Annotated in this window: 23 protein-coding genes; 9 read left to right on the top strand and 14 right to left on the bottom strand. The window is 55.6% G+C overall.

The window, feature by feature from the left end:
* Window positions 1–31: 31 nt before the first annotated feature.
* The 8 genes from ACR0M9_RS09965 to cuyA (ACR0M9_RS10000) form a co-directional block, all read right to left on the bottom strand.
* Complete coding sequence (locus ACR0M9_RS09965) at window positions 32–220, bottom strand: integrase core domain-containing protein (RefSeq protein WP_480484748.1); 189 nt, start codon at window positions 218–220, stop codon at window positions 32–34.
* A 304-nt stretch (window positions 221–524) separates the two neighbouring features.
* Window positions 525–1,568, bottom strand: coding sequence for an IS110 family RNA-guided transposase (locus ACR0M9_RS09970; protein WP_480773477.1), 1,044 nt, complete (start codon window positions 1,566–1,568; stop codon window positions 525–527).
* Window positions 1,569–1,704: 136 nt separating this feature from the next.
* Window positions 1,705–2,388: an IS6 family transposase gene (locus ACR0M9_RS09975; RefSeq protein ID WP_480773478.1), complete on the bottom strand. Its 684-nt coding sequence runs from the start codon at window positions 2,386–2,388 to the stop codon at window positions 1,705–1,707.
* 494 nt (window positions 2,389–2,882) lie between these two features.
* Entirely contained in the window at window positions 2,883–3,611 is a 729-nt protein-coding gene (locus ACR0M9_RS09980) for an amino acid ABC transporter ATP-binding protein (RefSeq protein WP_480484725.1), read from the bottom strand.
* The gene (locus ACR0M9_RS09985; protein WP_480484726.1) at window positions 3,608–4,264 is read right to left on the bottom strand and encodes an amino acid ABC transporter permease; all 657 of its coding nucleotides are present in this window, start codon (window positions 4,262–4,264) and stop codon (window positions 3,608–3,610) included. Before ACR0M9_RS09985 ends, ACR0M9_RS09980 begins: the two co-directional genes overlap by 4 nt.
* 3 nt (window positions 4,265–4,267) lie before the next feature.
* Complete coding sequence (locus ACR0M9_RS09990; RefSeq protein WP_480484727.1) at window positions 4,268–4,984, bottom strand: amino acid ABC transporter permease; 717 nt, start codon at window positions 4,982–4,984, stop codon at window positions 4,268–4,270.
* A 76-nt stretch (window positions 4,985–5,060) separates the two neighbouring features.
* A complete protein-coding gene (locus ACR0M9_RS09995) occupies window positions 5,061–5,924 on the bottom strand; it encodes an amino acid ABC transporter substrate-binding protein (RefSeq protein ID WP_480773479.1) in 864 nt (287 codons plus the stop codon).
* 30 nt (window positions 5,925–5,954) lie between these two features.
* Window positions 5,955–7,001 carry a D-cysteate sulfo-lyase gene (cuyA, locus tag ACR0M9_RS10000; protein WP_480508395.1) on the bottom strand — a complete coding sequence of 349 codons (1,047 nt, stop codon included), beginning with the start codon at window positions 6,999–7,001 and terminating at the stop codon, window positions 5,955–5,957.
* Between the two features lie 129 nt (window positions 7,002–7,130).
* Between cuyA (ACR0M9_RS10000) and ACR0M9_RS10005 the strand changes: the two genes are divergently transcribed.
* The gene (locus ACR0M9_RS10005) at window positions 7,131–8,018 is read left to right on the top strand and encodes a LysR family transcriptional regulator (RefSeq protein WP_480773480.1); all 888 of its coding nucleotides are present in this window, start codon (window positions 7,131–7,133) and stop codon (window positions 8,016–8,018) included.
* A 57-nt stretch (window positions 8,019–8,075) separates the two neighbouring features.
* On the opposite strand, the gene ACR0M9_RS10010 is transcribed toward ACR0M9_RS10005, so the two are convergent.
* Window positions 8,076–8,969, bottom strand: coding sequence for a LysR family transcriptional regulator (locus ACR0M9_RS10010; RefSeq protein ID WP_480773481.1), 894 nt, complete (start codon window positions 8,967–8,969; stop codon window positions 8,076–8,078).
* 181 nt (window positions 8,970–9,150) lie between these two features.
* Here ACR0M9_RS10010 and ACR0M9_RS10015 point away from each other — a divergent pair, with 181 nt between their 5' ends.
* The 3 genes from ACR0M9_RS10015 to ACR0M9_RS10025 all read left to right on the top strand — a co-directional run bounded on the left by ACR0M9_RS10015 (window position 9,151) and on the right by ACR0M9_RS10025 (window position 13,431).
* Window positions 9,151–10,548, top strand: coding sequence for an aspartate ammonia-lyase (locus ACR0M9_RS10015; protein ID WP_480484731.1), 1,398 nt, complete (start codon window positions 9,151–9,153; stop codon window positions 10,546–10,548).
* Entirely contained in the window at window positions 10,545–11,978 is a 1,434-nt protein-coding gene (gene cuyB, locus ACR0M9_RS10020; protein WP_480773482.1) for a cysteate racemase, read from the top strand. Before ACR0M9_RS10015 ends, cuyB begins: the two co-directional genes overlap by 4 nt.
* A gap of 202 nt (window positions 11,979–12,180) precedes the next feature.
* Window positions 12,181–13,431, top strand: a complete 1,251-nt coding sequence (locus ACR0M9_RS10025) for a dicarboxylate/amino acid:cation symporter (protein ID WP_480529164.1) — start codon at window positions 12,181–12,183, stop codon at window positions 13,429–13,431.
* A 232-nt stretch (window positions 13,432–13,663) separates the two neighbouring features.
* Here the strand turns inward: ACR0M9_RS10025 and ACR0M9_RS10030 are convergent, their stop codons facing one another.
* Window positions 13,664–14,560: a LysR family transcriptional regulator gene (locus ACR0M9_RS10030; protein WP_480484734.1), complete on the bottom strand. Its 897-nt coding sequence runs from the start codon at window positions 14,558–14,560 to the stop codon at window positions 13,664–13,666.
* A 121-nt stretch (window positions 14,561–14,681) separates the two neighbouring features.
* On the opposite strand from ACR0M9_RS10030, the gene cuyA (ACR0M9_RS10035) reads away from it, so the two are divergent.
* Entirely contained in the window at window positions 14,682–15,698 is a 1,017-nt protein-coding gene (cuyA, locus tag ACR0M9_RS10035; protein ID WP_480484735.1) for a D-cysteate sulfo-lyase, read from the top strand.
* Between the two features lie 79 nt (window positions 15,699–15,777).
* On the top strand, window positions 15,778–16,764 hold the full coding sequence (locus tag ACR0M9_RS10040; protein ID WP_480484736.1) for a YeiH family protein: 987 nt from the start codon (window positions 15,778–15,780) through the stop codon (window positions 16,762–16,764).
* A gap of 53 nt (window positions 16,765–16,817) precedes the next feature.
* Here the strand turns inward: ACR0M9_RS10040 and ACR0M9_RS10045 are convergent, their stop codons facing one another.
* From ACR0M9_RS10045 to ACR0M9_RS10055, 3 genes are all read right to left on the bottom strand, one after another.
* A complete protein-coding gene (locus tag ACR0M9_RS10045; RefSeq protein ID WP_480773483.1) occupies window positions 16,818–17,777 on the bottom strand; it encodes an IS5 family transposase in 960 nt (319 codons plus the stop codon).
* 32 nt (window positions 17,778–17,809) lie between these two features.
* Entirely contained in the window at window positions 17,810–18,013 is a 204-nt protein-coding gene (locus tag ACR0M9_RS10050; protein WP_480484738.1) for a hypothetical protein, read from the bottom strand.
* 358 nt (window positions 18,014–18,371) lie between these two features.
* Window positions 18,372–18,767 (bottom strand): GFA family protein, encoded by a 396-nt coding sequence (locus tag ACR0M9_RS10055; RefSeq protein ID WP_480773484.1) that lies wholly within the window; start codon window positions 18,765–18,767, stop codon window positions 18,372–18,374.
* A 980-nt stretch (window positions 18,768–19,747) separates the two neighbouring features.
* On the opposite strand from ACR0M9_RS10055, the gene ACR0M9_RS10060 reads away from it, so the two are divergent.
* From ACR0M9_RS10060 to ACR0M9_RS10070, 3 genes are all read left to right on the top strand, one after another.
* On the top strand, window positions 19,748–20,206 hold the full coding sequence (locus ACR0M9_RS10060) for a hypothetical protein (protein ID WP_480773485.1): 459 nt from the start codon (window positions 19,748–19,750) through the stop codon (window positions 20,204–20,206).
* Window positions 20,207–20,587: 381 nt separating this feature from the next.
* Complete coding sequence (locus ACR0M9_RS10065) at window positions 20,588–20,833, top strand: hypothetical protein (protein ID WP_480484741.1); 246 nt, start codon at window positions 20,588–20,590, stop codon at window positions 20,831–20,833.
* A gap of 379 nt (window positions 20,834–21,212) precedes the next feature.
* A complete protein-coding gene (locus ACR0M9_RS10070; RefSeq protein ID WP_480773486.1) occupies window positions 21,213–22,232 on the top strand; it encodes an IS110 family RNA-guided transposase in 1,020 nt (339 codons plus the stop codon).
* A 304-nt stretch (window positions 22,233–22,536) separates the two neighbouring features.
* Here the strand turns inward: ACR0M9_RS10070 and ACR0M9_RS10075 are convergent, their stop codons facing one another.
* A complete protein-coding gene (locus ACR0M9_RS10075; protein WP_480484742.1) occupies window positions 22,537–24,255 on the bottom strand; it encodes an alkaline phosphatase family protein in 1,719 nt (572 codons plus the stop codon).
* Between the last annotated feature and the right edge of the window lie 17 nt (window positions 24,256–24,272).

Consider the following 24,272-nt stretch of genomic DNA (forward strand, 5'->3'; position numbering starts at 1 on the left):
TGTAGAATCCGTTCCCGTTTCTTTCTCGTGATTAGGTTGCGGTCAAGGCCTGCTGAGCGGAACCGTTGCGCAACTCAAGCGAAGCAGGCCGGGCGGTACGGTTAAGATTAGCGTAAACGGCTGGTGCCAGTCCGCCGAGAGAAATGTGCGGTCGCTGTGTATCGTAGTCAATCCTCCAGTTTTTGATGATCTTTCGGGCTTCAGCCAGGTTGCCGAAGATATGTTCGTTTGAGCGCTAGCAGAAATGCGCTCGAACTGACAGTTGGGAGCAAAATTTGCGACATGTATGGACATCCCCCTTTGGGCAAGAAGAATCTTTGGTTGGCAATTCGCGTAGTCGGGTGCTGACATGTATGCGGCCTCATAGTGCGGCCTACACATGCCGCGGGCCCGTATGGAGTTCTCGGATCAAGTCCAATTCAGAACCACGTGCTGCAGGCACTGTGTCGCAAGCTGGTTTTCCTGATCTCGTCTCTTCGACTGTTGCGCCTTACCTTCCGTTTGACCTTCCCACGCCTCCGAGATCAGATCGTTTGCACGGCTCTAACGTGTAACGATTGATCCCGGTATTCTTCGCCATGTGCCATCAGCGCCCAGACGATACGCGCCATTTTATTGGCCAGTGCTACCCTGATTAACATGGGTGGCTTGCGCTCCAGCATCCTTGCGAGCCAGGATCCCGGGACGGCTCCTTTTTGTTCAGCCCACCTAACCACGGCACTGGCGCCAATAATGAGGAGGCGTCGCAACGTCCGGTTTCCCATTTTTGACGTGCGCCCCAGGCGCTGCTTGCCACCAGTCGAATGCTGGAGTGGGGTTAAGCCTACCCATGCTGCAAAATCGCGCCCCCGTCTGAATGTCGAAGGGGGTGGCGCAAGTGCAGCAAGCGCGGTCGCAATTATCGGGCCAACGCCTGGTATCGCGGTCAACCTCTGACATGTTTCATCTTCCCTGGCACGCTGTGCGATTTGCGCCTCCAGCTGTCTGATGCGGCCATTCAAAGCGTCAAGCGTATCGACAAAAATGCTCAGGAGAGGGCGGGACATCTCCGGCAATTCAATGGTGCCGTCTTCGACTGCAGAAACAAGTTTACGGACGTGTGTTGGGCCTTTGGCAACCACAAAACCGAACTCGGACAGGTGGCCGCGCAAGGCATTGATGATCTGCGTGCGTTGCCGGACCAACAAATCCCGCGCTTTGAATGCCAGGGCCGCAGCCTGATTGTCTTCGCTGCGGACCAGCACAAACCGCATCGTTGGTCGCAGGGCTGCCTCACAAACGGCTTCAGCGTCGATCAAATCACTCTTGCTGCGTTTCACAAACGGTTTGACATATTTGGGCGCGATCAAACGAACCGGTTGTCCGAGTGCTTCAAATTCCCGGCCCCAATAATGGCTCCCAGAACAAGCTTCCATCGCAATGGTGCACGCTGGCAGTTCAGCAATGAACGTCAGAAGTTTGTGGCGTCTCAGCTGTTTACGAAACACCACCTCGCCCGTGGAGCTGCACCCATGAAGTTGAAACACATTCTTCGCCAGATCTATGCCGACAAGGTCCAAGTTCGCCATTTTGCTACCCTCCTGATGGTTTCCATCTCCAAAACCTACCAGATGAGAGATCAGGGGATGTCCATTCCATCAGAACCTGGAACGGTTGTGTTGCAAATTTTTGGAACGATCAAAGTAAGCGTCTTACCAGGCACACTTATCCTACGATCTCAGCAAACACCCGAAAGCCAGAGGTGGCTGCGCTGAAGAATTGCTGTTTCCGGATCATGTTGACGACTTTGATGCCATCCAACGTAGCGGACGCGGATGCGAATGATTTGAACCCACACATATGTCGAACACGCCGTTTTATGAACCGATGATCCTGCTCGATCATATTGTTCAAAAATTTGGACCTGATTGTCTGCACCTTGGCTTGGCAACCAAACCGCTTCAGAATCCTGTTCACTTCTCGAATGCCGGCTGCGTTGGCTCCGCTCTTATCGATGACGACTTTGTCTGGGATTCCGTTTGATGACAGCGCTTTGGTAAAGAACCTGGTTGCTGCGGGACCGTTTCTTCGCTCAGACAGCATAAAATCAAGGGTGTTCCCTGCTTTGTCGACGGCCCGATAGAGATACACCCACTTACCGCGCACACGGAGGTAGGTTTCGTCCATTCTCCAAGATTTCTGTGTTGGACGCTTTTTCGATTGCGCCCGCGCAGCGATCATCGGAAAATATTTTACAACCCATCTATTCAACGTGGCGTGATCGACGGAAACGCCCCGTTCAGCCATAATTTCTTCAAGGTCGCGATAGGAAACAGTGTGGCGCAAATAGAAAAACACAGCGTACAAAACCACATCCTTCGGGAAGTGGCAGCCTTTCAAAGAAACCATTCTGAAACCTGCTCGCGATTGATTTGAAAGCAACAAGCACCAGGGCACGCGATTTCGTCAACCTCGGTCAAAATTCGCGACACAACCAAATTTCCTATCGACAACTGCGTTCCGGAAAGACATCCCAAATTTGAGCTCTGCAAGGTCTCTACCCGGCTCTCCAGTTTCAAAAAACCAATCCAAGGGGATTGCTAGGCGCTTTCCAACCTGAGCTAAAAGCTCGGCCCTGGGCACCGAAGTTCCGGCCAAGTATCGGCTCATTTGCGTACGGTTCACACCTGCAACATCAGTCAAGAATTTCACTGACCCAACCTGTTTGGCGAGGTGGTTTAGTCGTGCTGCCAGCGCGTCCCGCATATCTGATTGGCTGGCCGTACCCCTTGTCATTTTCAACCTCTTTTCCAGCGAGAGCAGGGGAAAAGTTTACTCATCAACACGCTGTGTGTCTCCTATAATCTGAAACCAGTTTCAAACGCTTGCCCGGCATCGCAGGCCTAGTGGTTCAGAATCTTGCTCAGAAAATCCTGCGCTCGATCACTTTCCGGGTTGCCAAAAAACTGCTCGGTGGGACGGTCTTCAATTACCAGACCGGCATCCATGAACACCACCCGATCCGCCACCTTGCGTGCAAAGCCCATCTCGTGCGTGACAACCATCATTGTCATACCGTCCTTTGCCAGTTCGACCATCACATCCAGAACCTCATTGATCATTTCCGGATCAAGGGCCGAAGTCGGTTCATCAAACAGCATCGCAATCGGGTCCATAGCCAGCGCCCGGCTGATGGCGACCCTCTGCTGCTGTCCACCTGAAAGCTGCCCGGGAAATTTTTCGATATGTGGCAGGAGCCCAACCCGATTGATCAGAGCTTCAGCTTTGGCGTTGGCCTCGTCACGTGACCGGCCCAGGACTTTCTGCTGACCCAGACAAAGGTTCTCGCGCACGCTCATATGTGGGTAAAGCTCAAAGTGCTGGAACACCATACCAATGCGCGAGCGCAGCTTGGTAAGATTGGTGCCTTTTGCGGTGACATCCACGTCTTCAACCTGAATGCGGCCCTGCTGCACCGGCTCCAACCCGTTAACGCATTTGATAAGGGTGGACTTTCCTGATCCGGACGGACCGCAGACCACTACAACCTCGCCTTTTTTGACGTTGGTGGTGCAATCGGTCAGCACCTGAAAGTTGCCGTACCATTTAGAGATGTTTTCAATGCTGATCATGCTGTTTTGGCCTTCTGAAGGTGCCGGACAACAAGTGAACCGGCGAAGCAAATGCTGAAGTAGACAAGGGCGGCGAAGATATACATCTCAGCAAGCCGGCCCTCGGTTCGGGCGACAATAGATGAGGCGGTCATGAAGTCGCGCAAGCTGACAACAAAGACAAGGCTGGTATCCTGGAACAGAATGATGCCCTGCGTCACAAGGATCGGGATCATGTTCCGGAACGCCTGTGGCAGGACCACATAGCGCTGGATCTGCCAGTAGCTGAGGCCAGTGGCCTGTCCGGCATGCACCTGTCCTTTGCGGACTGACTGAATGCCTGCCCGGATAATTTCTGAATAGTAGGCCGCCTCGAACATGACAAAGGCGATCAGCGCTGAATAGAAGCCGCCAATCGGTCGACCCAAAGCAAGAGGCACCAGGAAGTAGAACCAGAAGATCACCAAGATCAGCGGCACCGAGCGGATCAGGTTCACATAACCTGCGGCGAGGAGAGCCAATGGCGCGATACCAGATAGCCGCATCAAGGCAAGGCCGGTCCCCAAAATGATACCGCCGATCACAGCAAGAAAGGTAAGCCATAGCGAGAGCTGCAAGCCCTGCCACAGAAATGGAAGATTGTTCCAGATGACGGAAAGATCAAAATCACCCATAATTCAGCCTTTTCCGACAAAACCCGGGATGCGGGTGTATTTTTCAAGAGTCTGCGCGATGACTGTCGCACCAAGAGCGATGACGACGTAGATGACCGTCGCTGCGGTAAAGGCCTCAAATCCCTGAAAAGTGTATTCCGCGATCTGCTGGCTTTGCGCCGTCAGTTCAAGAAGGCCGATGGTCAGCGCCAGTGAGGAATTCTTGAAGATAGTCAGGAATTCAGAGGTCATCGGCGGCACGATCAACCGGAAGGAAATCGGCAACAACACGTAGCGATATGTCTGCGCAGTCGAGAAGCCATTGGCATAGGCTGCGCTGGTCAACCCGTGACCGACGGCATTGATCCCGGCACGAACCTGTTCGGCAACGCGGCTTGCGGTGTAAAGTCCTAGACCGATAACAGCCGTAACATACTCGGGATTTGGCATGTCCCGCTTCATCCAACGACCCAGATCGTCCGGAACGATCTCAGGCATGACGAAGTACCACAGGAACAGTTGTACAAGAAGCGGCACATTACGAAAAAGTTCAACGTAGGTGGTGCAAAGTAAGGCAACAGGCCGCGATGGCAGTGTGCGCCCGACGCCAATTAGAACACCGACGGCCAGCGCAAGAACCCAGGCCACAAGCGCGACCGCAAAGGTCCACCCCAGCCCCGATATCAGCCAGCCAAGGTATTCCTCTTCAAAGAGGACACCCCAGTTCCAGTTGTAGTTCATGCTTTCTACCCTGATAAGAATGGTGCCGGGCCTCCCGCGCACGGTGCAGGCCCGACAGTGTTGCTACAGGAGGAGGTTATTCCGGCAGCGCATTAAGCTGGAACGCAGCCTTCAGCAGGTCTGTCTGACCGACACCCAGCGGATCGAACCACTTGGCATAGATGTCGTTGATCTCACCCGAGCGGAACACATCTGCCATAGCCTTCTTGCCGATCAGTTCAAAGGCGCTGTCGTCGCGGCGCACCATCAACGCATAGGGATCGAAAGACAGGAAATCACCGACCACCGCGAAATCTTCGGGGGTCTTGGATTTTGCAATGAGCCCGAACAGAAGGATGTGATCCGTGGCATAGACATCCACACGATCAGTTTCCAAAGACAACATGCCCTCGGCATGATCCCGCACCGGAAGAACCTTCACGTCCAGCCGCAGCTCTTCAATTGCCGCCTTGACGGCACGCTCGTTGGTGGTGCCCTGCGCCAACGCAACGGCCTTGCCGCCCAGATCTGCAACCGAATTGATGCCGGAGTCTTTACGGACCATCAGTTTGGTACCGGTGATGAAGGTCGTGGGCAGATATTCGACCTGCTCCTGACGGGTCAGGTTGTTCGTGGTCGAGCCGCATTCAAGGTCAATCGTGCCATTGGCCATCAGTGCAATCCGGGTCTTGGGGTTCACCGGCACATATTTGATCGTCAGTTCCTTACCCAGCTCGGCGGAAACCGCTTCGACCACCTTCATGCAAAGGTCGATCGAATACCCAACCGGATTTTGGTTCTCGTCCAGATAGGCAAACGGAACAGAGCTTTCCCGGTGTCCAATGACAATTTCGCCCGAGGCGTCAATCTTGGCCAAAGTTCCCGTGCGATCCTCAGCCACAGCCGGAGCAGAAAAGGCCAAGGCAAAAGCCAATACGGCCGCTGGTTTCATATATTTCATGGTTTTCTCCCTTAGTTTCTGTTGCTTTTGTTAGTCCTGATAGCCCGGCAGATCGAAAATGCCGGAATATCCAAATAACGCTGCACTTCCACCGGTGTGCAGAAACACAACATTATCCATTCCTTCGAAGTAGCCTTTGCGAACTTGATCAATCAGGCCATCGAGCCCTTTGCCCGAATAGACCGGGTCAAACAAAAGCCCTTCGAGTTGAGCCAGTTTCAGAAGCGCCGCACGCATGCCGTCGGTCGGCAGGCCGTAGCCTGGGCCAACATAATCACAGTTCGCGCGCACCGAGGTACGTTCAATCACGGCCCCCATTCCAAGGTAATCCATGGTCTTGCAGGCCAGGTCATAGACCATGCCTTCCTGTTTCCCCTGAGGTGCCCGAACACCGATCCCAAGCAAGTGAATGTTGCTGCCAAGGGCAGCAAGTCCAGCCACCAGTCCTGCTTGGGTTCCCGCACTGCCGGTGGCATGAACCAGGGCGTCAATCTTGAGACCGATGTTTCCGGCTTGCTCTTCCAACTCGGCGGCACAATTCACATAACCCAACGCCCCAACGCGATTGGAGCCGCCGCCCGGGATGATGTAGGTCTTGCGGCCCTGATCTTGCAGCGTGCTGGCCAAGGCTTCCATTTCAGCGTTCATGTCGGCACCACCTGCTCGTTTGGAAACGGTTGCGCCATGTAGCTGATCCAGCAGAACATTACCGTTGAAGTTATAAGTCTCGTCATTCGACCCGGTGCGATCCTCAAGCAGGATATGGCAGTTCAGCCCCAACCGGGCTGCTGCGGCTGCTGTCTGTCGTGCATGATTGGACTGGGTGGCGCCTTGTGTGATCACTGTGTCAGCACCCAGCTTCATGGCGTCGGCCATCAGAAATTCCAGTTTGCGAGTCTTGTTGCCGCCCGACGAAAGGCCCGTGCAGTCATCGCGCTTGACCCAGATGCGCGGCCCGCCCAGCTCGTCGCTCAACCTTTCCAGCGGCTCCAAAGGGGTCGGAAAATGACCAAAACGCACACGTGGAAAGTTCTCAAGCGCGCGCCTTACAAGCGCGAGGTTGCCGCCCACTGCCATAGCACCTTCTGCCGCTGCGGTTTGCATTGTGTACATTCCCCTTGCGTATTCTAAGTAAGGCTAAACGCAAAAAATCGTGTAGGATAATGCCAATATTGCAGTGTACCCGTACATAAGGTATGGGTAAGCATGGATACACGCCTTCTAGAAGACGCTCTGATCCTGTTGGAAGAGCGCAGCCTGACCGCCGCTGCCGCGCGCAGGAATGTAACACAACCCGCCTTTTCACGGCGCATTAGATCACTGGAACATTGGATCGGAAAAAGCTTGCTGGTCCGTGAGGCCAACCGGGTAGAGCTGTCTCCGACGCTACTACAAAGCGAACCTCAAATCCGGTCGCTGCTCGCGCATTTGCGGCAATTGCATGGGCATCTTAATAACCCGGAAGGCATCGGAGAACCGCTGGTGATGGCGACGCAGCACTCGCTTTCGGTGTCCGTCGTTCCGGAGATTCTTCGCAAACTCCGCGCACGCAGCGGATTGCCGCAAATCCGATTGCGCACGCAGAACCAGGTGACAGCGATGTCCACATTCCTGCGCCATGAATGCGACATTCTGGTGAGCTATGAATTCCGTGAGCTGCCCCAGGTGCCTTTCGACGACACCGTTGATCGTTACATTTGGCGGCGGGACACTTTGCTTCCGGTCGTCGGAGGCGCATTAAAATATGAGCTGCTGGAAGGTCAGATCCTACCACCGGACGCCCCCTGCATTGATTTCCCCGCAGACAGCTTTTTTGGGCAGATTGTTTTACTGCATCAAGCTAAAGCGGACCGTGCCTGGACGGGAAGATCGGCTGTGGAAAGCGCGTTTTCGGTGGGGATCTCCCAGATGGTTTTGGAAGGAAGCGGCGCTGCCTGGGTTCCTCACTCGCTCATCCAGAATCACATAATTACTGGCGATGCCGTCATCCTCTCTCCGGAATACGGCCGCCTGCCGCTGGATATTATTCTTTACACCCACGTTTCCAACCCGCGCGGTACGAACTTCAGAAAGATGGTCGCCGAAACAGAGTAAGGGCCAGGAAACCCGCCGTAAGCATCACCCTTCTCCATTACAGACTTGCGATGTGCCTTACAGGTTTTGAGCCATCATCCAAAAGCGTTCCAACTCTGCTCGGGACCTCTCGATCGAACGGTAGAGTTTGATGTCGATTGAAAGCTCGAATTCTGGTTGGCTGATCTTCTGCAAACTCCCGTCTTTCAACTCTCGATCCGCCGCGCTTTCGGGAAGGAATGCAACGCCAATTCCCGCAAGACAAGCGGACTTAAGCGCCTCGGCAACGGAGTTTTCATAGATGGGGCTCACAATGTGACTCAGACCTCCGCGATCCAGACAAACCTGGGACACGCGGCCCAGAAAACTGTCAGGAGTGTATGACAGCAATGGAACCGGGCTTTCCCCTTCGAAGCTGTATTTGGCTCGCCCATCAGCATCGACAACGCTGACGGCTATGATCCGGTCTTTTGCGATGGTCGAAGACGGGTATCGGTTTTCATCTGAAATAGTGGGCACGGTCGGATGGGAATAGCACAACATAAAGTCTGCGCTTCCGGATAAAATTGCCTCGGCGCAGCCGGAGAAGTTTTCCGCGACCAGCCTGGTTTTGGTGGGACCAAGATGGCTGGACATTCGTGTCAGCCAGTTCGGGAAGAAGGAAATTGCCAACGAATGAAGCGCGACGAAATCAAGCACCGATGCTTCCTGACGAGATAAGCCACGGATATCGCTTTTGGATTGCTTTAGTGCGGCAACCGTGTCGATTGCGGTTTGCTTGAATGCATGACCTGCTGACGTAAGCTCAACCGGGTGTACGCTCCTGTCAAACAATGGGGTCCCGGTCCAGTTTTCCAGGTTTTTGATCCGCCGCGTGAAAGCCGACTGGCTTATGTTGCGCGCATCCGCCGCGCGGGCAAATACCCCAGCAGCTGAAAGTGCCAAGAAGTCTTCCAGCCAATCGATCTCCATCTAAATTCTCCAATTGCAGAAACTTCACACGGTAGAAGCATGTTGCAAAATTCGCAACACCTTTGCGAAAGTTGTCATGGGTGGGCGGACTTGATGGCGGTACGGTCAGACCAACACACTCACAGAGTCTCGGCCCCTCGCATTTGATGCAGGCCGCATGACCACAAAAAGGTCTCAGATCATGAAACAACACAGAACCGAATCCGACAGCCTTGGCCCGGTAAAGATCCCGCTGGCAGCGACCTGGGGCAGCCAGACCCAACGGGCGCTGGAAAATTTCCCGATTACGGGGGTGGCGATCAGCCACTATCCGGAATTGATTGTCGGACTGGCGTCGGTCAAAAAAGCCTGTGCTATGGCCAACAAGGACCTGGGCGTCCTGCCCCACCGGAAAGCGTCGGCCATTACGGATGTCTGTGACAAGATCATTGCCGGGGGCCATCACGATCAGTTTGTTGTTGATGTCATGCAGGGTGGTGCTGGCACATCGACCAACATGAATGCCAATGAAGTCATTGCAAATCTTGGGCTGGAAAAGCTTGGGGCAGATCATGGCGATTACAGCCAGCTTCATCCGAATGATGATGTGAACCGGTCACAATCCACAAATGACGTTTACCCCACAGCAATCCGTCTGGCTGTTCTGTCCAGGATCGCGCCTATGATTGAAGCAATGCATCTGCTGACCAAATCCTTCGACCAAAAGGCATGTGAGTTTCAGCATATTATGAAGGTCGGGCGTACCCAACTTCAGGACGCTGTACCCATGCCACTTGGTGCGGAGTTCCGGGGGTTTGCCACAACAATCAACGAGGATGCCGACCGGTTGAGGGACCTGTCGCGCCTTCTGACAGAAGTGAACCTTGGAGGCACGGCCATTGGCACCGGCATCAATGCCCCCGAAAGGTTTGGCGAAGTCGCTTTGGCGCATTTGCGCGACATTACCGGCGAGCCACTTAAACTGGCCCCGGACCTGATTGAGGCTTCATCTGATCTGGGTGCCTTTGTGATGTTCTCAAGCACGCTCAAGCGGGTTGGCATCAAACTGTCTAAGATCTGTAATGATTTACGCCTAATGTCCTCTGGGCCGCGGGCTGGGCTTGGAGAAATCATTCTGCCCGCGGTTCAGGCAGGATCGTCCATTATGCCCGGCAAGATAAACCCGGTTATTCCCGAAGTTGTAAATCAGGTTTGCTATCAGGCAATCGGAAATGACCTGACCGTCACAATGGCCGCCGAGGCCGGCCAGTTCCAGCTCAACGCGATGGAGCCGGTCATCATCCATAAAGTGTTGGAAACCATGGGGTCTCTGACCAATGCAATGAATGTGCTGCGCACCCGCTGCGTGGACGGTATCGTTGCGGATGAGAAAAGATGCGAGATGTTGCTGAGCAACAGCCTTGTACATGTCACCGCACTGGCCCCGGTGATCGGATATGAGGCTGCCACCAAACTTGCAAAATATGCACAGGCGCATGGCTTGAACCTGCAAGAGGCCGCAAAACCCGCTTTGCCAGGAGAACTTGCCGAGACTGCATTGCAGCACATGCACGGCAGGGCTCCGGAGATTGCCCAATGAACAAAAACCAATCTTTACGCATAGGAATCGTTGGCGGCCTGGGCGCCCTTGCCGGAGCCGACCTGCTGAACAGAATTGTTCAAAGGACACCGGTCAGGTCGGAAGAAGACCACAGGGAATTGATATTTCACCAGAAACCGCTGCGCGAACCAGCCTCCCCCAAAGAGCTGAGCTACAGCCCAACACACCGAAAACTCTATGTTTTTGACACACTGTCCCGCATGGAACGGGATGGATGTGACGTGGCGCTGCTTCCATGTTTTGTCACCCATAGCTTTCTGCATGAACTGCAGGACGAGCTTGAACTGAAGCTGATCAGCATGACAGAGGCGATCGCCGCCGCCGTTACCAGACTGCGTCCCGAGCCGACAAAGATTGGTGTCATCACGACGCCTTTTGTCAGGAAAACTGGTTTGTTCGAGAACCTGTTTGGCAGGGAAATACAGATCCTCCATCCCCGGGAAGATCTGGAAAGTGCCGTCATGGAGGCCGTATATGGACGCATCGGTTTCAAAGCAGGACACTGCAATGAAGACGTTCTGAAACCCATAAATGCCGCCCTGACCAACCTATTCGAACAAGGCGCGACCGTGTTTGTGCCCGGTCTTTCTGAACTGCCCTTGTTGCTCAACCAGCTTGACCTGCCAGACAACATGACGGCCATAGACACGGCAGCGGTTTACGCGGATTACGCCCTGCAAGAGACCCAGCCAGACCGCCGTCACCGGTTCAAAGTTGGAGTGGTCGGCGGTGTCGGACCTGCCGCAACCGTAGATTTCCTTGCCAAACTGGTCAAAGGGACCGAGGCGACCCGCGATCAGGATCACATAAAAGTCTTGGTTGAACAGAACCCGCAGATTCCTGACCGCACTGAAAATCTGGTCCGCGCAGGCACCGATCCAACTGTCGCCCTCTATTCTACCTGCAAAAAACTGGAACGCGGTGGTGCTGATATGCTGGTCATCCCTTGCAACACCGCCCACGCGTATGTCGATCGGATTCAGCGCCACCTTGATATTCCGATCATCAGTATCCTTGCCGCGACCACTGAACACATTAAAGAAACCGCCCCAGAGACGCGTGTGGTCGGGGTCCTCGGCACGGATGGAACAATACAAAGTGGCTTGTATCAGACAGCACTTGATGAGGCAGGCCTTGCCCACATCATTCCCGATGACGATCATCAAAACCTAGTCATGGATTCAATTTATGGCCCGTTTGGCGTCAAAGCTGGATATACCGACGGCCTCTGCAAAGAACAGATTAGCCGGGCCTTTTCCCATCTGGTTGCGCGCGGAGCCGAGGCAATCATTCTCGGCTGTACGGAATTGCCGCTCATCGTGACTGAAAGCGCAGACGCATTGGGGGCGCTTCCTGTCGACCCGACCGATGTGCTCGCCCGCAAATGTGTACAGCTCGCAAAATTCTAGGCGCCACCGAAACTTTATCCGACAGAAGAAACGGTATTGCAAATATTGCAATGCCGTTTCTCTATTTGCGCAACCATGACCGGCACGACGGTGTTACCTTGCGGCGACTGCAGGCAGCTCATTCCAGTTGACTGCCATGGAAAGGGAGAACCTATTGATGAATACCAGTCGCAAAACAGGGTTTATGGCACCTTGGAGGAATATGCTTCTTTGGAAGCAAATCGTGATCGCGCTTGTTCTTGGGGTGGTTACGGGCGTGTTGCTGAACGCAACCGGAAACGCAGCAATTGCGGGCATGATCAAGAACATTGGAACCCTGTTCCTGTCGCTTATCAAAATGCTGATTGTCCCGTTGATCTTCGTATCGCTCGTTTGCGGTATGACATCGGTCAGCGACATGGCCCGCATGGGGCGAATTGGCCTGAAGTCGATTGTATTCTATCTGGGCACAACTGCATTCGCGATCACGATTGGACTCGCTTTGGGCCTGCTGTTGCAACCCGGCGCAGGAATTGATCTGAGCACCGCAGCCGCAATGGAACCCAAAGCATCTCCGCCTTTCATCCAGCAACTTATCGGGATCGTTCCCAAAAACCCAATCGCCGCTGCCGCGGATGGCAACGTGCTTCAGATCATTTTCTTTGCGATTATGTTCGGTCTGGCCATCAACCTGGTGGGTGACGCTGGAAAGCCGGTCAGGGATTTCTTTGAAGCCCTAAATTCCGTCATCTTGAAGCTGACTGAGATTGTGATCAGTTTTGCACCATATGGTGTGTTTGCACTGATGGCCTGGGTCGCCGGAACCTATGGTCTGGATCTCCTGTTGCCTTTGGGAACCGTGATTGCTGCGCTCTATATTGGTTGCGTTCTGCATGCCGTCATTGTTTATGGCGGGCTTGTTTCGATCTTTGCGCGCTTGAACCCAATTCGCTTCTTCCAAGGCATCATCGAGCCGCAGATCGTGGCCTTCACCAGCACCTCCTCTTCGGGGACACTGCCGGTCACGATGACGGCGGTTCAGCAGAACCTTGGCGTGAACCGGTCGGTTGCAAGCTTTACGCTGCCGCTTGGCGCGACAATCAACATGGACGGAACCGCCATGTACCAAGGCGTTGCGGCTCTTTTCGTGGCACAGGCCTTTGGGATAGAGCTGGGCATGTCGGAATATGTCACAATCATTCTGACGTCGACACTTGCCTCCATCGGCACCGCTGGTGTGCCGGGTGCCGGGCTGGTGATGCTGTCGCTTGTTCTGAGCTCGGTTGGCCTGCCTTTGGAAGGTGTTGCCATCATCGCAGGCATCGACCGCATTCTCGACATGGCACGTACATCGCTCAACGTTACGGGCGACGCAGCCTGCACCGTTATTATTGCGAAATCCGAAGATCAACTGGATCTGGATGCCTACGATACGCCCCATGTGCTAAAATCACCCGACGTTTCGCGGGCGTAAGTGACAAAGCACATCACAGCGGCCGCCCCGAAAAGGGCGGTCGTTTTTCTGCTCAGGACGTCGCCTGGTTAATGCCGTCACCCTCCGCCCTTATCCCAACGCGTAAATTCAATTAAGTTGATCCCCGGTAATGACACAGGTTGGCGGGGAAAATTGGCCGGCCACGCTGACCCTGTCCTTGTTCTGCTCGCTTGAGCGTCTGGACAAAACCGGCGAGCAGGTCTGGAACGCGCTATAGTCCCACGGACGGTTCGGGAATATTTGTCAGATCAGACCAGATTTGCGCGGTCCCCTCGCCCTGTTGATCAGAGAGGCGGATCAGCATGATGCCCAGATCCTGATGCGGCAGGTCATGTAACCGCCGCAGCCGCCCTTCGGTTAAATGCCGCTTGACCAGGGTCAGCGGCAACCACGCCACCCCAATGCCATCCAGCGCGTATTCACAGGCGGCAAGCGTCAGTGCAGTTTCCGCCTTTGGGGACAGCATCACGCCTTCGGGCAACAGGGGCAGAATGCTTTGGCTGAACAGGCGCCCCAGGAAAACATCTGGGGGATATGAGATGAACGGGATCTCGGGGTCATCAACGTGGAGCGCAAGATCGGGTGACGCCACCGGCACCAATGTATCGCCGCCCAGCCGCCGCATTTCAAACGCCTGTGGCACCGCAGGGCCGGGGGCCTCCGGGCGTTCATATGTCATTGCGAAATCGGCCTCGCCGGACAAAAGCAGCATCAGGCAATTGTCCCGATTTCCGGATCGCACCCGCACGGAAATGTCCTGCGATTGGGTCAGTTGCCGCACCACCCACGGCGAGATTGTGGTGGTGATGGCGTGCTGGCACACAAAAGTCACATCCCGCTTTGCGCCCTCTGCGGCCGCTTTCAAGTCGTGTTGCAGGCGACGCAGCCGCGCGCCAAGCTCTCGCAGTTCTGGTTCCGTCGCCTGCACGCCGGGCAGGATGGTGACCGGCTTGCAGGACCGGTCAAACAGGGGTGCACCGATGCGCTCTTCGATCAATCGCACGCGCCGCGTGAACGCCGATTGGGTCAGAAACCGCCGCTCTGCCGCCCGTGTCAGGGACCCCGTGTCGATCACCGCCAGGATGTCATCAATCCAATCCAACTGCATGATGTCACCATAGCGGCACACTGATATTATGCAAGATGTGCATTTTATAGCGCATATTTCGAATTAGAATAGTGGGAATGACCTCCATAAAATGCGAGAAAACCAATTTAGGAGTTTTCCGATGCATCTCTCCCGTTACCCCCGCCGCTTCATCGCCCACCTGCCCACCCCGCTTGAGCGCCTGGACCGTCTGACCGCAGAGCTCGGCGGCCCGGAAATCTGGATCAAACGTGACGATTGCACCGGCCTGTCCACCGGCGGCAACAAGACCCGCAAGCTGGAATTCCTGATGGCCGAGGCCGAGTTGCAGGGCGCAGAGATGGTGATGACCCAGGGGGCAACCCAATCAAACCACGCGCGCCAAACGGCTGCTTTTGCGGCGAAACTGGGCATGGAGTGCCACATCCTTTTGGAGGATCGCACCGGCTCCACCAACCACAACTACAATTACAACGGCAATGTTCTGCTGGACCATCTGCATGGCGCCACCACCGAAAAGCGCCCCGGTGGTCTGGACATGAATGCCGAGATGGAAGCGGCTGCCGACAAGCTGCGCGCAGATGGCAAAAAAGTGTACACCATCCCCGGGGGCGGGTCGAACCCGACCGGTGCGCTGGGCTATGTGAACTGCGCGTTTGAGATGCTGGCGCAAGCCAATGATCGCGGGTTGAAGCTCGACCACATCGTTCACGCCACCGGCAGCGCAGGCACGCAGGCCGGTCTGATTGTGGGTTTGAAAGCAATGAACGCACAGATTCCTCTTCTGGGCATCGGCGTACGTGCGCCCAAACCGAAACAGGAAGAAAACGTCTATAACCTCGCCTGTGCCACCGCCGAAAAGCTGGGCTGTGCCGGTGTCGTGCAGCGCGAAGATGTGGTCGCCAACACCGATTACGTCGGCGAAGGTTATGGCATCCCGACCGACAGCGGCATCGAGGCGATCCAGATGTTTGCCGAGCTGGAATCGATCCTTCTCGACCCGGTCTATTCCGCCAAGGGGGCCGCGGGTTTCATTGATCTGATCCGCAAAGGTCACTTCAAGAAAGGCGAACGTGTCGTCTTCCTGCACACTGGCGGGTCGGTCGCGCTCTTTGGTTACGACGCGGCCTTTGATCACAGCAATCGCTGGGTCGGCTGACGCCAGACAGTACCAGGTGTGTGCGGCCTGACACAGGCTGCGCGCGCCAATTTCACATTCCCGCAGTCAGGAGCGAACCATGGTGTCGCTGATCAGGTCCCGCTGGGACACCCACTTTGGTGGCATTCTTCTGGTGTGCGTGATTGCCGCCGCCGCGACCTTTCTGTCCGAACATTACGGCGCGCCTGCGATGCTGTTTGCACTGCTGATCGGCATGGCGTTCCACTTTCTTTATGACGATCAGAAATTCACCCCGGGGCTGGAGTTTTCCGCCAAAACGCTGTTGCGATTCGGGGTCGGCCTGTTGGGCCTGCATCTAAGCATTGGGGATGTGGAAAGTGTCGGGCTGGGCGCGGTGGGCGCGGTTGTCGGCTTTGTCATGGCAACACTGGCCTGCGGGGCAATCCTGTCCTTTCTCTTCGGTCGCAAACTGGCCTTTGGCCTGTTGGCGGGCGGGTCTGTGGCGATCTGCGGGGCCTCGGCCGCCCTTGCCATCACCTCGGTTCTGCCCGCGAAAGATGACCGCGAACAGGATACGCTGTTTGTTGTGATCGGCGTCACCGCCCTGTCGACCATCGCAATGATTGCCTATCCGGTCTTGTTTGCGGCCCTGGGGATGAGCGATCTGGAAAGCGGATTTCTGATCGGGGCGACCATTCACGATGTGGCCCAGGTTGTTGGTGCCGGATATTCGATCAGTGACGAGGCGGGGGTGATTGCGACCTTCGTCAAGATGGTGCGCGTGGCCTTGTTGCCGGTGGTGATGATTGTGGTCATGGCGAGCTTTCGCGGCGCACAATCCCAGAAGATCATCCTGCCGTGGTTCCTTGTCATGTTTGTCGCGCTGGCGATTTTGACAAATACCGGGCTGGTGCCGCAGGTGATCACCGATGCAATCGCCACCCTGTCCGGCTGGTGTCTGGTCATCGCGATTTCTGCCCTTGGGGTGAAAACCAGCCTTGCCACCATTCTGCGCGTCAAGCCCAGCTATGGCCTTATTCTTGTCGTCGAAACCCTCTTCCTTCTTGCGATTGCCGTGGCATTTGTCATGGGCTTTGGCTTTTAAGACTGTGTTGCACGAATAGCGGCTGGGCCGCATTTGCCCCTTTCCCCGGTTCGTTATGCGACACGTTCATAGGTCGCACGACCGAGATGGGTCATGCGGTTGAGAGCTTTGACAGCGATCTTGGTTTCGGTTGTCTGACTCTCCATTTTGCGGCTGCGCAGCTCCGGTCCGATGACCTGTTTGTAGCGCCCGATCTGGGCCTCGCCGCGTGATCTTTGGCCATAGCCAGTGGCCTTCTTCCAGGCCATACGACCTCCCTTGGCGATCATGTCGATATGGGCGTTGCGTGTTTTGCAATCACCTGGGACGGCATTCTTCGGCGGCGGTACGATCAGTTCGACATCCGATCCCAACGCCTGCCGGATCGTCGCTGTGGTCGGCGCACCATCATAGGCGCCGTCGCCGATGATACGATGAACAGGACCTGCCACATCAGCCAGCAATTCGGGCAGTGCGCCGGCGTCTCCGATGTGCTCGGTTGTCAGGCAGGAGGCCATAAGCTCCGCGCTCTCGGGAACGAAGCCGATGTGCAGTTTGCACCATGTTTTACGGGCCTTCGGTAACCCGTGTTTCTTCTGCATCCAGTCTCGACCGCTGTGAACGCGAAGCCCTGTGCTGTCTACGATCAGCGTCACTGGGCCGTTCGTGGGCCGGGTGTTCGGTGTGATCCGAAGCAATTGTGCGCGCCGGCAGAGCGTGGAAAAATCCGAAACGGGAACGTCGATCTGCATGAGCCGTAGTAGGCTTCGTACAAACCCTTGCGTTTGCCGAAGCGGCAGGCCGAAGACGGCGCGCAGGGTCAGGCAGGTCTCAATCGCCAGGTCAGAATACTGCCGCTGACCACCACGTTTCCCCGACCTTGGGGCGCACCACCCGGATACCGCATCCTCGCTGAACCAGACCGTAACATCACCACGCTGGCGAAGCGCCTCGTTGTACTCAGGCCAGTTCGTGACCCGGTACTTGGCCTTCTCAAACTTGTCCCGCCGCGTCGCGTTGTGCTTGAAAGGCATCCCGCCATCCCGTCATTAAATCAAGCAACTGGCTACGCCGATGAAACGATCCGTGCAACACGGTCGGATGAACCGCAGGCATCCATGCCTACGACGCAGGGCGGAAGCGTCTCAAAAAAGGCCAGTAGCTTCGCGCGCTTGATCGGCTTGTTGAAAATAACCCGGCCGCTCTCAGAAATGCCGTGCACTTGAAAAACGTCCTTGGCCAAATCGAGGCCGACGGTCTTTACTGTCATTGGGTGGCTCCTTTCCTAGCAGTCGTTGATAACTGCACTTTGGCACATTCGATGCCGGTGGAGCAGGAGCCACCCACCTCATCCGCTTTGGTGGGCGCACTGCAGCATCTGTTAGGAATGGTGAAGGTCAGCAATGGGTCGTCCCCGATGTATCATCTCGCCGTGCGACAGCTAATACTGCGTTGCCTCTGATGTCGGCACGGATGAATGAAAAGCCCAAAGGGTGGAGCATTCAGGTCAACGGAACTGACTTCTCACTCTCGCCGCGGCGAACGATTTGCATATCATCCGCCCTGCGGGACGACGACGAAAAGGGCCTTCGCAGCAGTCGCTCCAAAGTCCGCTGCCTGGAAGCACGTCAAAACCACATGTCCTTTACAGTTCGGCTGTCACGAGGAAGTTCTCGAAAGCTGTCGTGCCCCTCGAAGTGACGGATTGGAATCTCACTGATTGGTGAAGGATCAGACATTCGAACATTAACCGCAGACAGTTTGCGGCCGTTTTCGTCCGAGAAACACGCAACGTAGTGCGTCACACACCCGCAATTGGCGCAGAAGTGGAAATGGATATCCCCGCTATCGCGACGCAGATATGTATTTGTTTTCCCGGTAGTTTGAATGTCATAGCCAATGTGCCCGTAGGCCCAAAGGGCACCGTAACGCCGACAGATTGTGCAATTGCAGGCCATGACCGACTTTGGCACAGCATCGAGAGTCCAGCCAACTTCGCCGCAGTGGCAAGTTCCTTTCAGCATGTATCAATCTCCGCTCTCGGCACTGACGGCATCATGACGACCGACTCAAGTGCTTTGGCCCAGGCGCGGATCGCCGCTTGGGTCAAGCTGCACTTGTGGCCTTCCCTTGAACAGCAGTTAGCCGATTTACATTCACGGCGATACACAGCTGGGTCACAGGACCACTGGGCGGAGATGCGTGACTGGCTGGTTCGGAATGACGTTCCTGCTCCAAAAAATCTGCCGGGGTGGCCAGAAAAGGAATAAGGGCTGGCTGAGGGGGTCGAGGCCAGCCCCTATCTTCGTCACGAGGGGGTAAGTGGTTATTCTGATCCCAATCTATCCAACTCAAGCAAAGCCCGAAATTGGGGGATTCCCGTAACATTGCAAACTTCACCGAAAAAGTTTGTTTCCTAAAGGCGAACAGTGAGTTTCAAAACGAGATGTGGACACAATTTCGCCACAATGCGATCCTCTATCCGTGGATGGCGCGTGTTGATTTTAGAGCGTTCCAGTTTTTCCATCTGGATTTGAGGGGGTTGTTGAGTTCGGCGCGCCGCCCCACGAGTACTTCATCGAACCGCCAGAGTATTGAACTGCACTTTCCGAGTGCCGGAGCGCCAACGCACTTTTCATCTCATGGACGCAATTTGAACACTCTCCGCAAATATCAGTGCGGAGCGGCGCGTCTTGATGGGGATTATGATTTCAATGAGGGGGTACGAGTTCGGCGCGTCGTACCACCACCGCCGGACATACTCGTTGTCCTTTGATTTGTTTAAATACTATCTTTTGATCCGGTTTGCGATTTTTGTGAATGGGTGATTAGTGGAAGAGAATGAAGGCGTCTGGTTTAGCCAGGTCATGTATGACACAACGTTGATGAAGCCCATTACCTCCGAGCAGGCTTTAAGCAACTTGCCGACTGCTGGTGCAGTAGACAACAAAAACAGGGCTGGATCGTTCAATCCCGTGAGGCCTTTCCTAAATTAGTTTTTGGAATGTATCCGAACAAAAAGCTTCAGGCGCTGCCCGAAATTTTCAATGGGCCATATGGTCCAGTCGTATCTCGCGCGGTAGCGAATGTACTTCGCGAAGCAGAACTGGGAAAAACGAAAATCTATCCTTTGAACGTTTGCCAACACGACCGTGTGACACCAGTTGAAGGCGAGTATTTTACACTCGCCCTTGGTGAACAAAAAACGGCGTTTGTTCCGGATCGGTCGAATATGGTCAAACCTATGGGGAATAAACCAGATACTTGGATGAAGCGGGGCATGAAACCCAAAGACTTCGACATTGTTGTTTCAGGTATAGCCTTGGAGGGACCCGATTTGTGGGTTGATCCGCGCTTGTACTGGAGCCTGTTTTTTAGCGCCCGCTTGGTAAAAGCGCTGAAGGCAGCGAAGCTCACACGCCGCTTCGGACTGAGTAAATGTAAGGTTGTTTCCATTCGCTAAAGGGGTACGAGTTTGGGGGTGACGCATTATCGATACCGGCCAAGTCATGGGAAAATCTGGCTGGTTGTTAGGGTCCTATTGGAGGCGGTTTGAAATCTATTTCAGTGCAGAGTAGCGGCCCGGATTTTTGGCTCATCGCCGGAATACTTCTGGGCGTCATCCTACTGTATTTGACCTTGCGATTGATGCTCCGCGTATTCGGGGCAAACAAAGAGAAAGTCTCGTGCCGCTGGAAGAGAGAAACCGCGCAGGACAAGGAAACTCTGTGCGCTTGGAATTGTCGGGCATGCGGTGTTACAGCATATTCTGGAAACGGACGGAAACCCACAGGCTGTCGCAAGTCCGCCAAACCACAGAGCTTATAGTCAGGATGGCACGGACATGAATGTAGATGAACCGAAGCTGGTGATGTCAGACAGGTGCAAGGCTGTGCTTTTAGACGGGTATCGGTTTGAAATCGAAATCTACCGCTTGGACAACCAGGACAAATGGACGTTGGAAGTGGTGGACCATGAAGACGCCAGTTATGTCTGGGACGACAAGTTCAATTCGGACCAAGCGGCCCTTGATACAGCAATTGAGGTTTTGAACAACGAAGGCGCGTTGGGCTTCATGGGGAATGAGTAGAAACCTTAGGTAATCTTAGTGTGGCTAGTGCCGAAACCAAACCAGATATCCAGTGGATCTTTACACTTCCTGAGTTCTTTTCCTGACTTTCCTGCGTGCCCTCGCTGACCGTTTTCTACACCCCTCAGAGCAATACCGCGCATCAGTCCTGCGATAGTCGGGCAGGTCATCCCCACACCACCGACAAACCCAAATGCCTTGCTTCACACAGCATAGCATCGCCTTTGCCCGCTTTAAAACCGGAAAGCGGTCCATCTCTGCTACCGCGAACCTGTCAGCGCGAAAAGCTGGAAGCGGATGAGGTGGGTGGCTCCTGCTCCACCGGCATCGAATGTGCCAAAGTGCAGTTATCAACGACTGCTAGGAAAGGAGCCACCCAATGACAGTAAAGACCGTCGGCCTCGATTTGGCCAAGGACGTTTTTCAAGTGCACGGCATTTCTGAGAGCGGCCGGGTTATTTTCAACAAGCCGATCAAGCGCGCGAAGCTACTGGCCTTTTTTGAGACGCTTCCGCCCTGCGTCGTAGGCATGGATGCCTGCGGTTCATCCCATCATTGGGGCCGTCAGCTGCGCACGCTCGGTCATGATGTGAAGCTGATGCCGGCTGGCTACGTCAAACCCTACGTGAAGCGCGGCAAGAATGATCCCGTTGATGCTGAGGCAATCTGTGAAGCGGTCCGTCGACCAACCATGCGCTTCGTCGAGATCAAGACGGAAGAGCAGCAAGCCATTCTCTCAATCCACCGGACTCGAGATCTGGCCGTCCGGCAGCGCACCCAACTGGCCAACATGATCCGCAGCCTTTTGCGTGAGTTTGGGCATATCTTGCCCATTGGGATCGAAGCAGTGACGGCTTTTGCAAAGCGTCACCGTGATGGCGACCATCCAGAAATGCCAGAGATCGCCAACGGCATGCTCGGTATCCAGTGCTATCAGATCCTCGGCCTAAACGAACGCATCGATGGCTATTCTAAGATGATCCAGCAACATGCCCTTCTGAATGCAGATGCGCGTAGATTGATGCGTATGCCTGGTATCGGCCCGATCACGGCTTCAGCGATTGTCGCCACTATCGGCGATGCGCATCAGTTCCGAACAGGACGAGATCTGGCCGCCTGGCTGGGCCTCACCCCGCTCAACAAGTCGAGCGGCGGCAAAGAGAAACTGGGCAAGATCACCAAGCAAGGGGATCGCTACCTTCGAAAGCTGCTGGTTGTGGGTATGACATCGCGCGCGGTCATGGCAAAACGGTCGCCAGAGAAAGTCGATCTCTGGACAGCCAAGATCATTGCCGACAAGCCGTTTCGGCTGGCAACAGTCGCGATGGCAAACAAGGCAGCGCGTTCCATCTGGGCAATGCTGACAAAGAAACAGGAATACCGGCAGCCAGCGTTCTGACCGCACAGACTGCCCACGAGATGCAAGACGTTGAAGTGATGATGCGGAAGTAAGTCAACCAAGAGCAAGGACACTCCGGGAATGTCTCCGGCCCTCTGAGGTCGATAAGCCGATTGGAACCTCGCTCGCGGAATTCATCAGGGCCAGTGGAGGCAATGCCAAAACACAAACAGGCCGGACAGACGACAGTACTGACGAAACGACCGCGAAAATCGCTAAAAAACTCTTGCAATGCAGGAGCCACCCACAGATGCCGTTCAATCCGACCCAGTTACTGTCTCCGCTTTGCATTACCGCGAGGCGCCTAGTACCCGACGACTTCCCCCAACACTTCTCCTGCGCCGCCGTCGGGTGGGCGCGTATCTGCGACCGCGGCAAGCGTCAGCGCCAGATCGACTGTATGCACTCGACGCGAGACCCGCTGTGGCGCGAGGCTGAAACCGGCAAAAGCTATGGGCACGTGGGTGTCATAACGCCAGGGCGAGCCGTGGGTGACTGTGACCGAGAGACCGTCGAAATCGTTGATGAACCAGCCGGGGCTGGCCACCAGATAGATGTCGCCCGAGCGGTCGGGGTTGTAGTTGTTGGCCACGGCGCGCATCAGCGCATTGTCGGGCAGGGCGCCCGTACGAATGCGGGACGAAGGCACAGCGAAGGCGATACCTTCGAAGGTCGACAGTTCTTCGGCGATGGCGGTTTCCAGCGCGACAAGGTCGATGTCGTCGCGACTGTGCACCTCTTCCGAGAGGGTGAGGTAGGGGTGGTCATAGCCGGCTATCAGCGGATCGCTAAGGCCAAAGCGCGCGCGGATGCGATCGGCGGCGGGCTGGGTCGCCCAGTGCTCGGGGTTGACGTAGCCGCCCATCTCTCCCAGCTCGGCCAGGTATCCCGGCGCCTCGGGCGTGCCGTGATCGGCGGACAGCGCGATCAGGGTGTTCTCGAGCCCGATCTCGGCGTCGATAAAGGCGAAGAGATCGGTCAGGGTGCGGTCGAGCCGGAGCAGGTTTTCCTCGGCCTCGAGGCTGGAGGGGCCGAAGCCGTGGCCAATGTAATCGGTCGCCGAGAAGCTGACGGAGAGGTAATCGGTGACATCATCCTGCCCCAGGCCCTCGGCTGTGATCAGGGTCTTGGCGAAATCGGCGGTGATCTCGTCCCCGGCAGGGCTGAAGGTGAGCAGCGTGGGGAAATAGGGATCGTTCTTCCACGAAAGCGGATCGACGGTCGAATAGGGGTGCGGGAAGGTGCGCCCGAACCCGGCAAGATCGGTTTCCCAATCCTGATCGTCGCGATCGCCAAAAAGATAGCTATCGATGGGATGGGTCAGCTGCCACGAAGTGCCGAGATAGTTTTGCAGGAAATCCTTAGCGTTCCAATCGGTCACCCAATCCGGGTAGCTGTCGTAATAATAGCTGGAGGTGACGAATTCCCCGGCGGATTTGGAGAACCAGAACGCCTTGCCGGTGTGGCCCGCCATCGAGACGGCACCACGATCCTTGACCGAGACGCCAAAGACCTTGGCGCGGCCCTGGGTGGCGATGGACAGCTCGTCGGAAAAGGTGGTGGTCAGGATGGCGCGGGGCGAACGGCCATCGGAACTGGCGGCAAGCTGGGTGGGGTCGACCTCGGTGTCGGGGTTCACGTCCGCGCCCCGAGTGAGGAGTGGATAGTCGGCGTCCTCGACATTGTAGATAGTGCGCCCCGTGGCGCGGTCGTACCAGAGGTTGCCTACCATGCCATGGGCCGACGGATGCGCGCCGGTGGCCAGCGTGGTATGGCCGACGACGGTTTCAGTATTGGCGTGGGCGTGGTGGGCGTTGTCGTAGTAGACGCCCTGATCCATCAGATAGCGGAATCCGCCCGAGCCAAATTGGTCGTAGTGGCGGAAAGGCAGGTCGCCCCGCAGCTGATCCACAGTGATCTGGAGGATGAGGCGCGGCTTATCCTCGGCTAATGCACCGTTCGCCAAGGAAAACGCCAGGAAGACGGCGCAACTGGCCGTTTGGACAGGTGGCTTTTTCAACATCGAAGGCTCCTTCCTCT

This window comes from Ruegeria sp. CH2, from assembly GCF_056537065.1.